Source organism: Mycobacterium colombiense (assembly GCF_003284975.1).
GTDB lineage: Bacteria > Actinomycetota > Actinomycetes > Mycobacteriales > Mycobacteriaceae > Mycobacterium > Mycobacterium europaeum_A.
Genome location: NZ_QMEU01000016.1, coordinates 66,190 through 74,962 on the forward strand (window position 1 = coordinate 66,190; position 8,773 = coordinate 74,962).

Consider the following 8,773-nt stretch of genomic DNA (forward strand, 5'->3'; position numbering starts at 1 on the left):
GCATGAGCGTGCAAGACGATAAATCGGCCGACCAGCAGGACGATAAATCAACTGATCAAGACGATAAGCATCAGGACGATAGGCAATCGAGTCGAGCCGCAGAAGCTGATCAGACGAATCAAGGGGATGATGAGCAGAAGCTGACCGAGAAGCCCGAACCTGACGATGACGACAAAAAAGAGGCCGCCAAGATGATGGAGGCCTATAAGGACAAACCCACGATCGTGCTGCCCGGCACCGGCGGAAGCGTATCCGGCACGGCGGTCAACGACTGGCTCGACGAGGACGGCAACCCCAGGCACGAGGAGCCCGAGGGCGGGGATTCGGGCGAGAGCTCGCAGGCCCAGACCGAGGGCGATGAGGGACGCGACGAGCAGGCCCTGAAGGACCAGATCGAGAAGGACAAGGAACTCAACAAGGTCCTCAAAGAGGCCGCCGCCGCGGAGAATAAGGGCGAAAAGGATTGAGCCGAGGCCGAATTCGTGACCTTTAGTGAGCGGGTATCGGGCCCAGCGCCGTGATGCCGAGATTGCCCTCGATTTCCTGAATGATCTGGTTGACCCGGTCAAGCCCGGGAATCGGTTGGTTGACGCCGGGAATGGGTGGCACTTGGGGCGGGGCCGCCACCCGACGCGGGGCTGCCGGGGGTGGCGCCGCCTGCGGAGTCGCCCGTGGCGTGGTCGTCATCGGCGTCTCGGTCTCGGCGGGCGGGTTGGTATCCGAGGTTGACGGCACCGGAACGTCCGGCGGCGGTGCCGGCGCCGCGGTGGCGCTGTTGGGAACCGGAGCCGGGGGCACCGGTGTCGTGCTCAGGGCAGGCGCCGGAGTGGTCGCCGATTTGTTCTGCGAGCCCAGTCCGATCGCCACCGCGGTGCCCACGAGCAGCACGGCCGCGACGGTGATCAGGATCGCCGCCGCCGGCAGTAGATGCCAGCGGGACAACAGACCCTTACGCTTGGGCGTCTCGGCTGCAGAGTCGACCGTCGCCGGAGTCGGTGAGTCAGTCGGCGGATATTCCGTGGCGATGGCGGCATTGACCCGCGAGTTGTGACCGGTGGCCGACCAGGCTCGTGCCATCTCGGCCTGCGTCGGCTCGGCTGGGGGCGCGGGCGATGTCGCGGTCGCTACGGGCCGGGGGTCCGGCCGCACGGCTGCCCTGGCCGTGGCTGCGGCGGCGGGCACGGCGGGCGCCGAAAGAGTCGCGCCCGCATCGCCGGGACCATGCGCCACTCGCAGCGCGGCTCCGACGGCGGCCGCCAGTTGCGGGCGCGGCGTCGTCGCGATGGGAACGCGGAAGTGGCGCGACAGCGTGGTGGTGACGGTCGGCAGGTTCGCCCCGCCACCCGTCGAGACGATGGCGACGAGGTCACCAATCCCGTTGTGCGTCAACGTTTCATCCAACACCGCGATCATGCGGTTCAGCGAGGGCCGGATCGCGTCGTCAAGTTCGTGCCGGCCGATCCGGATTTCGCCGCCCGTCCCGGTCAGCCCGTCGGTCAGCGTGGCCGTCGTGCGCGAGGAGAGCTGTTCCTTGGCAACCCGGCATGCGCTGCGCAGCCGGCTCAGCGAGCCGATCGCCGCGCCGCCGGTGGGGAACGCCCCGGTGGTCGGCATGTTGGCGATCACCACGCTCAGCAGCGCCTGGTCCATCAGGTCGCCGGAGAAGTCGGGGTGCCGGACGGTCGGGGCCAACGCGTGGTAGTCACCGTCGGCGTGCAGCAGCGTGATGTTGGTGCCGCTGCCGCCGAAATCGCACACCGCTACGGTGCCGCTCGGCGGTATGCCCGGGTTGGTCCGCACGGCGAGCAGCGTTGCGGCGGCGTCGGGGATCAGCAGGATGGGACGCGATCGTTGCGACCATTCCGGAATTTCACCTAGCGCCGCGCCGAGGGCGTCCACCGCGTGCGATTGCCAGTGCGCCGGATAGGTGACCGCGATGTTGTCGGGCAGGGGCCGCCCGTCGGTGGCGGCGTAGGCGAGCGCGCGCAACCCGTCGGCCACCAACACCTCGCTGCGGTGCACCGAGCCATCGACCGCCACGACCGGACGCGGGTCGCCGACGCGGTTGACGAAGCCGGTGATCACCACGCCGGGCCCTCGCAGCCTGGGATTCTCCGCGGGGATGCCGATCTCGGCGGGACGGTCCGGATACAGCGTCAGCACGGGTTTACGGGTGATGGCGTCGTCGGTGGTCACCGCCGCCAGGTTGGTGGCGCCGATCGACAAGCCCAGCGCGGTCCCCACTCCATCGACCATGTGAATCCCCGTATCCAGCAGCACCAACTCGCATCCGGCTAGCCGTTATTGTGCCGCCAAAACCTGTATTGCGGGTCAGCGGCGGCTATGCGCCCGCTGTGCGGGGGTCACCGGATGCCGCCTTCGCCGGCGATCAGCGGCAGGTCGAGCGGGGTGACCCAGCCCGGCCCCAAGTCGTTGACCGCTGGCACGGCATTGAGTGCCCGCAGCCCGGTGGCCAGGCATCCGGCCGCGGCCGCGTCGCGGCCCGAGCCGTCGGTGAACCGGAACGCGGTCTCCTGGAAGATGCTCGGGGTCCCCTCGATGTCGACCCGGTAGACGTCGTTGTCGTGACCCGTCGGCCAGTCGGGGGCCGCGTCCAAACCGATCCGGTTGACGTGTTCGAGCTGAATTCGGGTCTCGCCCTTGTAGACACCGTTGATGGTGAACCGCACCGCGGCCACGTGCCCGGGCTTGATGACGCCCCTCGCCGAGTTGCGCTCCGTGGGCGTCACCCACTTGTCCCAGGTGGTGGTGATTTCGTCGAGCATGATGCCGGCGGCGTGCGCGATCATCGGGACGGTGGCGCCCCACGCGAAGATCAACATGTCGCGGTCTTCCAGCATCGGCTTGAATTCGGGCTCGCGGCCGATGCCCATCTCGAATTCGTAGTCGCCCTCGTAGTTGGTGTAGTCCAGCAGCTCGGAGGCCCGGACCCGGCGAACCTCGGAACACAAGCCCATCAACGTCATGGGAAACAGGTCGTTGGCGAATCCGGGGTCGATCCCGGTGGTGAAGCACGACGACTCCCCCAGCTCGCAGGCCTCGGTGATCGGCTGGATCCAGTTCGGCGGGTTGAGATGCATGGTCGGCCACACCCACGGGGTCATCGCCGTCGAACAGACGTCGATGCCGGCCCGCAGGAACCGGGTGATCAGCGAGATGTTCTCCTTGGCGTGCATGGCCGTCGGGCCGTAATGCACCAGCGCGTCGGGTTTCAGGGCGATCAGGGCGTCGACGTCGTCGGTGGCGGTGATGCCGACGGGCTCGGGCAGGCCGCAGATCTCGCCGACGTCGCGGCCGACCTTATTGGGGTTGCTCACGCCGACACCCACCAACTCGAACAACGGGTGTTTGACGATCTCGGCGATCACCATCTTGCCGACGAAGCCGGTTCCGTACACCACCACACGCTTTGAGCCGTGTTCCACCATGCTCTACCGCCACCTTTCCGCGCACCGGCCCCCGCTTCGGGCTTCACCATAAGCTTCCCTACCGTCGCTCGTGGTGACACGATGCAATTCATGACGAAGCATCTCGCCGGACCTTCGGTCCTGTTGGCCGTCGGTTTCGGATTCGCGAATGCATGCGGTGTGGCCCATGCCCTGCCCCAGATGCCCAAGGTCCGCTACGAGGTCAACGGGCCGGCGGTCGCCGAATTCATCTACTACCAAACCGACAACGGGCAGCTGCACCAGGTGAATGCGCCACTGCCGTGGTCGACGGAGTTCACCGGCTATGGCGGTGAGGTGTTCACCGTCAGCGCCCAGGGGCCGGGCCCCATCTCCTGCAAGATCTTGCTCGACGGCAACGTGGTGAGCGCCGCGACGGCAACGACGGGCGCACCCGCTCGAACCATCTGTACGCACTGACCCAGCACTCGTTTTCACGACGAAGGAGGTCTAGGTGAGCCTCAAGACGGGTCCCGAGAAAGCTCTTGCCCCGCGGACGAACGGGGCGCCCCCGCCCGAGATTCCGCTCGCCGATATCCATCTGGAGTCGTTGGCCTTCTGGGAGTTGGACGACGACTTTCGCGACGGCGCGTTTGCGACGCTGCGCCGCGAGGCGCCGATCTCGTTCTGGCCCGCGGTCGAGTACGAGGGCTTCGAACCGGGCGACGGGCACTGGGCACTGACCAAACATGACGACGTGCATTTCGCGAGCCGCCATCCCGACATCTTCAGCTCCAGCCCCAACATCACGATCAACGACAACACCCCGGAGATCAGCGAATACTTCGGCTCGATGATCGTGCTCGACGATCCCCGGCACCAGCGGCTGCGCTCGATCGTCAGCCGCGCGTTCACCCCGAAAGTGGTGGCCCGCATCGAGGCCTCGGTCCGCGAGCGGGCCCGGCGGCTGGTTGCGTCGCTGATCGCCAATCATCCCGACGGGGAGGCCGAACTGGTCAGCGAGCTCGCCGGGCCGCTGCCGTTGCAGGTCATCTGCGACATGATGGGCATCCCCGAACAGGACCATCAACGCATATTCCACTGGACCAACGTCATTCTCGGGTTCGGCGACCCGGACCTGGCCACGGATTTCGAGGAATTCCTTCAGGTGTCGATGGACATCGGCGCCTACGCCAGCGCGCTGGCCGAGGACCGGCGGTCCAACCACCACGACGATCTGACCACCAGCCTGGTGGAAGCCGAGGTCGACGGGGAACGCCTGTCGTCCACCGAAATCGCGTCGTTCTTCATCCTGCTGGTGGTGGCCGGCAACGAGACGACGCGCAACGCGATCAGCCACGGCGTGCTGGCGTTGTCGCGCTATCCCGCCGAGCGGCAGAAGTGGTGGTCCAACTTCGACCGCCTGACCCCGACCGCCGTCGAGGAGATCGTGCGGTGGGCCTCCCCGGTGGTGTACATGCGACGCACTCTGACTCGCGACCTCAAACTCAGCGGCACCAAGATGAAAGCCGGCGATAAGGCCACGCTGTGGTACAACTCGGCCAATCGCGACGAGTCGACGTTCGAGAATCCCTGGGTTTTCGACGTGGCGCGCACGCCCAATCCGCACTTCGGCTTCGGCGGTGGCGGTGCCCATTTCTGCCTGGGCGCCAACCTGGCGCGCCGTGAGATCAGGGTCGTCTTCGACGAATTGCGCCGCGAGATACCGGATATCGTCGCGACGGACGAGCCCGCACGGCTGTTGTCGCAATTCATCCACGGCATCAAATCGCTGCCGGTGGCGTGGACACCGTCGCGGTAAACGCACGCCGAGTTGGCCTCCGTCCCAAGGCAATATCACCTTCACCAAACCGATAGCGCATGCGCTATCGGTTCGGGGCCTACGCTGATCGGCGTGACCATTCCCGCGTTTCCCGCCCCTGAGGTGCTGGCCGCCCGCCAGAAACTCGTGCTCGACCACTTCCACGACGAGGTCCGCCACGCCTGGGACGACGTCTTGTCCACGTTCCCGCATCCGCGTTACGAGCTGATCCCCCAGATGCTGGTGCACGACGGCGATGCGGCGGTGCGCGAGTACTACGCCTACACGCGGACCGCATTTCCCGACCAAGACCACGAGATCATCGCGCTGCGCCACAGCCCCGACGCGGTGATCGTGGAGTTCTGGCTGATGGGCACGCATCGGGGTTATCTGGGCAAGGTGCCGCCCACCGGCAGCCGGTTCCAGGTGCGCATGACCGCGTACTTCGTTTTCGACGACACCGAAACGCTTGTCTGCGAACGCATTTACTTCGACACGCTGACCATGATCAAGCAGCTCCTGGGCGGTCTGGACATGAAGAAGCCGACGAATTGGTGGCTGGCAGCGCGGTGCCTGCGCGGATTCCTGTCGATGTCGTCGGAAAAACCGGACCCGGCGCTGACCAGCACGCCTTAAACTTCACCGCTAGGGGATGGGGCAAAGGAGGCTGCGATGCGGATTTCCCGCCTTCACACGATGTTCGCAATGACCGCCGTAGCCATACTGGGTTCGTGCGCTATGGCCGCCGCCGCCCCCTTACAGCCGGGCTCGCATACCGAGAAGTGGATCGACCTGCAGGCCGGGCAATGCGTCGCCGACCTGCCGCCGGCCGACGGAAGTCGCGTCAACGTCACCGTGGTCGACTGTGCGACAGCGCATTTAGCCGAGGTTTATCTGCGCGCTCCGATGGCGGTGGACGCCGCAATCGCCACCGTCGCCAATCGCGATTGCGCGGCCGGATTTGCCCCGTACACGGGACAATCCGTTGAGGGCAGCCGGTTTTCGATCACCTATCTCATCGACTCGAATCAAGACCGCACCGGCGCCAACCCCACCCCCAGCACCGTCATCTGCCTGCTCCAGTCCGCCACCGGGCAGCCGTTGCGCGGTTCCGCGCACCGCTGAGATGTCTAGGCGATGACGTAGTCGCTGAGCGGGAAGGCCCCGGCTTCACGCACGGAGTTGAGTGTCGACGTCGGCCGCAGCAGCGACGCCTCACCGCTGGGGCTGAAGTAGTACGAACGCGACGTCGCACAGTTGCCGGCATAGAACACCGAATTGTCCAGCCGTTTTGTCATCCGTTCCATGAACCGGTCGGTGGCCTCTTCGGTCACCTCGAAGGTCGTCGCGCCGCGACGCTTGACCTCGCCGAGCAACCTGTCCATGTGCCGCATCTGGTATTCGATGGTGTGGAAGAAGGAGAGCCCGGAGAAGGCGAACGGGCTTGCCAGTCCGAGGTAGTTCGGGAAGTAGGGCATGGAGACGCCCTGGTAGGCCTGGAACCTGGTCTCGCGCCACCACTTACCCAGGTTGCGGCCCTTGCGGCCGACCACCTCGATGGCCGGGAAGTTGGCCTCCCATAGATCGAAACCGGTCGCCAAGACCAGGGTGTCGATGACGGTCTTTCGCCCGTCGGCGGTGACGATGCCGTCGGCCTCGATCCGCTCGATCGAGGTGGTCTCCAGGTGCACGTGCGGCTGTGTGAACGCGCGGTAGAAGCTGTTGGAGAACGTGGGCCGCTTGCAACCGAGGTCATAGTCCGGCGTCAGCTTGGCGCGCAGTTCCTTGTCCCGGATCCAGCGGAATCGATTGATCTTGGCCAAATCGGAGGCCGAGATGTTCCCCCTCCCCCGCGACTCCCGAAAGTGCAGCGCCCCGACGACCATGATGATCTCCAGGATGACGTCACTCACCCACCGCAGCGCCCGCTGCGCAGCCGGCACGCGCGCAAATAGGCGCCGCACCGCCGGGGAGAACTCGAAGTCGAACTTGGGTATCACGTGGGTCGCGGTGCGCTGGTAGACGGTCAGCTCTGCGGCTTCTTTGGCCAGCTCGGGAATGATCTGTACCGCGGACGCCCCGGTCCCGATGACCGCAATACGCCGCCCCTGGTAGCCGTAGTCGTGGTCCCACGCGGTGGTGTGGACCACCTTGCCTGCGAAGCTCGCAATGCCCGGGATATCCGGCATGCGGGGCTGGGAGAGGAAACCGGTCGCCGTGATGAGAATCCGCGTGGTCAGCGCCTCGCCGCCGGCCAGCGCCACCCGCCACACCTCGGCGTCCTCGTCCCACTGCGCCCCTTCGACCGTCGTGCTGAAACGCATGTGACGGCGCACGTCGTATTTGTCGGCGACGTCCGCCGCGTACTGCTTGACCTCGGCGCCGGGTGCAAACAGCCGTGACCAGTCCGGCTTGGGCTCGAACCAGTACGAGTAAGTGGTCGACGGGATGTCGACGGCGATGCCTGGGTAGTGGTTGACATGCCAGGTGCCGCCTAAGTCGTCCTCGCGTTCGAGGATGATGAAGTTGTCAAACCCGAGGCGCTTGAGCTGAATAGCGGCGCCGATGCCGCCGAAACCTGCACCTACGATGATCGCGTCGAAACGGTCCGTGTCCACAGCCTTGCTCCGTACCTGTTTCCGTACTTAACGAATCATAAGCTTTCCCTAAGATACGTAACTCTAATAGGCCGCCACGCCGGACGCATCCGAGCTTTGCCAGGATGTGACCTTGCTGACACCAGCACGGTTAGTCATCGACGGGTCTATCAGACCTGGTAAATCGGCCGCCAACTGCGTAAACGGCCGCACCACCGACGTTTACGCGCCGCGCGGTCGGAATGGGTGCAGGCGGCTTAGCTCAGGGCGAAACCTGGCGCCTGCCGGTTTTCTTAACTTGTGGCAGGTCCGCCCGCAGGTGTTCCCTGCAGCTGGCCCAGGAACTCGTGGCATCGCTTCGCGCGCTCGGAGTCTTGAGCCATCACGTCACTGAAGAAGGACGCGACGTCATCCAAGCCGGCATTTTTCGCGTCTCGCACATATTGGCCGTAATCGTGCCCGGCCTTCAGCGAGTGGTATTGAATCGAAATGAGATCGAAGGTTACGTCGTCGAAACCCGTTTCACCCGTTGCCATGTCGTCACCTCTCAGAGGGTGAGTGCCGAATCTGGTACTCGCACGTGACCGGCTATCCTGAATGGACAACACCAAACGACCGCTTAAAGTGTTTTTGTAGGCAATCCGACTGCGCAATGGTGGCGTCGGTTCGATCGCGGCGACGCCGCCGCTGTCCACCCCTGTCGCTGCGCTCCGGTACGTAGGAAATCAGCACGAAATGGTTGGCAAGTTGACAGTTTTGGGAGGGGCTTGCATGGGCACTTTCGACGCCATGATCGCACGTCGCATCGTCCGTACTCTTGGTTCAGCAGTAGTTCTCGCAGCGTCGGGCGTGGCCGTTTCGGCCCTGACCACGTCCGTTATCCCCTCCGCGTCGGCCCAGTGTCCGGACGTGCAGGTGGTGTTCGCCCGCGGCACCGGTGAAGCACC

9 protein-coding genes and 1 pseudogene are annotated in these 8,773 nt (G+C 65.2%); 6 read left to right on the forward strand and 4 right to left on the reverse strand.

The window, feature by feature from the left end:
• The first annotated feature begins 2 nt into the window (after positions 1-2).
• Positions 3-467, forward strand: a complete 465-nt coding sequence (locus tag DQP58_RS08485; RefSeq protein ID WP_346427269.1) for a hypothetical protein — start codon at positions 3-5, stop codon at positions 465-467.
• A 22-nt stretch (positions 468-489) separates the two neighbouring features.
• Here DQP58_RS08485 and DQP58_RS08490 read toward each other — a convergent pair whose 3' ends face one another.
• Positions 490-2,256: an Hsp70 family protein gene (locus tag DQP58_RS08490; RefSeq protein ID WP_112708001.1), complete on the reverse strand. Its 1,767-nt coding sequence runs from the start codon at positions 2,254-2,256 to the stop codon at positions 490-492.
• A gap of 107 nt (positions 2,257-2,363) precedes the next feature.
• On the reverse strand, positions 2,364-3,449 hold the full coding sequence (locus DQP58_RS08495; RefSeq protein WP_112707985.1) for an NAD(P)H-dependent amine dehydrogenase family protein: 1,086 nt from the start codon (positions 3,447-3,449) through the stop codon (positions 2,364-2,366).
• A gap of 90 nt (positions 3,450-3,539) precedes the next feature.
• Here DQP58_RS08495 and DQP58_RS08500 point away from each other — a divergent pair, with 90 nt between their 5' ends.
• The 4 genes from DQP58_RS08500 to DQP58_RS08515 all read left to right on the forward strand — a co-directional run bounded on the left by DQP58_RS08500 (position 3,540) and on the right by DQP58_RS08515 (position 6,354).
• Positions 3,540-3,887, forward strand: coding sequence for an MmpS family transport accessory protein (locus DQP58_RS08500; protein ID WP_205869377.1), 348 nt, complete (start codon positions 3,540-3,542; stop codon positions 3,885-3,887).
• A gap of 34 nt (positions 3,888-3,921) precedes the next feature.
• On the forward strand, positions 3,922-5,229 hold the full coding sequence (locus DQP58_RS08505) for a cytochrome P450 (protein WP_112707987.1): 1,308 nt from the start codon (positions 3,922-3,924) through the stop codon (positions 5,227-5,229).
• Positions 5,230-5,322: 93 nt separating this feature from the next.
• Positions 5,323-5,865, forward strand: coding sequence for an ester cyclase (locus DQP58_RS08510; protein ID WP_112707988.1), 543 nt, complete (start codon positions 5,323-5,325; stop codon positions 5,863-5,865).
• Between the two features lie 102 nt (positions 5,866-5,967).
• The gene (locus DQP58_RS08515) at positions 5,968-6,354 is read left to right on the forward strand and encodes a hypothetical protein (RefSeq protein WP_430915745.1); all 387 of its coding nucleotides are present in this window, start codon (positions 5,968-5,970) and stop codon (positions 6,352-6,354) included.
• 5 nt (positions 6,355-6,359) lie between these two features.
• Here the strand turns inward: DQP58_RS08515 and DQP58_RS08520 are convergent, their stop codons facing one another.
• Both DQP58_RS08520 and DQP58_RS08525 read right to left on the reverse strand, forming a co-directional pair.
• On the reverse strand, positions 6,360-7,847 hold the full coding sequence (locus tag DQP58_RS08520; RefSeq protein ID WP_112707990.1) for a flavin-containing monooxygenase: 1,488 nt from the start codon (positions 7,845-7,847) through the stop codon (positions 6,360-6,362).
• Between the two features lie 272 nt (positions 7,848-8,119).
• A complete protein-coding gene (locus tag DQP58_RS08525) occupies positions 8,120-8,362 on the reverse strand; it encodes an acyl carrier protein (protein ID WP_112707991.1) in 243 nt (80 codons plus the stop codon).
• Between the two features lie 235 nt (positions 8,363-8,597).
• Between DQP58_RS08525 and DQP58_RS27075 the strand changes: the two are divergent.
• A pseudogene (locus tag DQP58_RS27075) lies at positions 8,598-8,773 on the forward strand (cutinase family protein); the annotation flags it as partial.

Excerpts from the sequence above, each read along its gene's own strand:
- DQP58_RS08485 (WP_346427269.1), top strand. The coding sequence starts at position 3 with ATGAGCGTGCAAGACGATAAATCGGCCGACCAGCAGGACGATAAATCA.
- DQP58_RS08490 (WP_112708001.1), bottom strand. The coding sequence starts at position 2,256 with ATGGTCGATGGAGTGGGGACCGCGCTGGGCTTGTCGATCGGCGCCACC.
- DQP58_RS08495 (WP_112707985.1), bottom strand. The coding sequence starts at position 3,449 with ATGGTGGAACACGGCTCAAAGCGTGTGGTGGTGTACGGAACCGGCTTC.
- DQP58_RS08500 (WP_205869377.1), top strand. The coding sequence starts at position 3,540 with ATGACGAAGCATCTCGCCGGACCTTCGGTCCTGTTGGCCGTCGGTTTC.
- DQP58_RS08515 (WP_430915745.1), top strand. The coding sequence starts at position 5,968 with ATGGCCGCCGCCGCCCCCTTACAGCCGGGCTCGCATACCGAGAAGTGG.
- DQP58_RS08525 (WP_112707991.1), bottom strand. The coding sequence starts at position 8,362 with ATGGCAACGGGTGAAACGGGTTTCGACGACGTAACCTTCGATCTCATT.